This window comes from Bradyrhizobium retamae (assembly GCF_001440415.1).
Lineage (GTDB): Bacteria > Pseudomonadota > Alphaproteobacteria > Rhizobiales > Xanthobacteraceae > Bradyrhizobium > Bradyrhizobium retamae.
Genome location: NZ_LLYA01000110.1, coordinates 1 through 1,517 on the forward strand (window position 1 = coordinate 1; position 1,517 = coordinate 1,517).

A 1,517-nucleotide genomic window follows, 5' to 3' on the forward strand; every position below is an offset into this window, starting at 1 on the left:
GGCTTTCTCGACGACCAGCGGGACGTCATCGAGCGTGTCCGGCGGGATCTGGTGCGTGGCCTGAAGCAGCCAGATAGCGGTCGTCACGGATTGACGGCGACACAGGTTCTGCGCTCGCTGGTTCTGATGCGGCTCAAGAACTGGGACTATCGCGAGTTGCGTGAACGCATCGCAGATGGATTGACGCTTCGTCAGTTCACCGACTTCTACTGCGCGCCGGTGCCGAAGCACGACGCCTTCCAGCGTGGCTTCATCCGTCTGACCCCACAAACGCTGAAAGCGGTCAACGATTTGGTGGTTCGGGCAGCGGTCGAGCTCGAATTGGAGGATGGCACGAAGCTGCGGGTCGACACTACGGTGGTGCAGACCGACATTCATCATCCGACCGACAACACGTTGCTATGGGATGTGGTCCGCGTCGTCACACGCTTGGTCCGCCGTCTGGCCAAAGCGCTGGAATTGCGAAGAATCAAGGGCTTTTGCGACCGCACGCGCGCGGCGCGGCGCCGGATGTACAAGATCCAGCGCATGACGACGAGGCAGCGTCACGAGCAGCAGACCCGGATATACCGGGCGCTCATCGACATTGCCGAGGAGGTCGTAGGAAACGCACGCGCGGGGCTCGAGAGGACCCGCACGATGCGCGGCAAGGACATGTTCGCCGACATGGCCATCGAGGAACTGCGCAGTCAGATCGAGCACTTCTGCGGGCTGAGATCGTGTCATCGATCAGGCACGTCATCGTGTGCTCTTTGGTGAGCAGGTGGCTACCGACGAAAAGATTTATTCCATCTTCGAGCCCCATACCGACCTGATCAAACGCGGCAAGGTGCGCACGCCGGTCGAGTTCGGCCACAAAGTCTTCCTCGCCGAAAGCGCGGAGGGCCTGATCACGCAATACGAGGTGCTGAAAGGCAATCCGCCCGACGAGGTTCATGTGGCATCTTCCCTCCAGCGCCACAGGCAGGCCTTTGGCCGTGCCCCGCAGCTGTATGGCTCGGATCGTGGCTTCTTCAGCGAGCAGAACCTTGCCTCGTGCAAGCACGCCGGCGTGAAGGTGGTGTGCATTCCTCAGCGTGGTGGCAAGAGGACGGGACGACGTGAGGCGTACGAAAAGAGCGTGGTCTTCAAGAATGGTCAACGCTTTCGCGCCGGCATCGAGGGACGCATCTCCGTGCTGTTCCGAGGCCGCGGCATGAAGCGCTGTCTCGCCGAGGGACGTGACCGCTTCGAACTGTGGGTCGGCGCCGCGGTGCTCGCCAACAATCTCATGAGGATTGCGGCAATGCTGATGGCGGGATCGTCGCGCAGGCGAAAAGCTGCTTGATAGACCCGTAGGCCTGTCCCGGTCACTCAAAGTGGCCACGGCTCAGCGCATCTCAAGCTGACAGCCGGCGCGCAATACCTGAAACCAACTCAAAAATCATCTGTCCCGAGCTTGCCGGTCCCGTTGCTCTCCTTCATTTTGTGCCCAATCCATCGGCATAACTTGGATCGGCGCCCCCAAATCCGGGCGT

General features: G+C 61.0%; 1 protein-coding gene and 1 pseudogene. Both read left to right on the forward strand.

The window, feature by feature from the left end:
- Positions 1-759 (forward strand): annotated as a pseudogene (locus tag CQ13_RS12285) (hypothetical protein); the annotation flags it as partial.
- Between the two features lie 4 nt (positions 760-763).
- The gene (locus CQ13_RS12290) at positions 764-1,327 is read left to right on the forward strand and encodes a hypothetical protein (protein WP_156433642.1); all 564 of its coding nucleotides are present in this window, start codon (positions 764-766) and stop codon (positions 1,325-1,327) included.
- Positions 1,328-1,517: the final 190 nt, after the last annotated feature.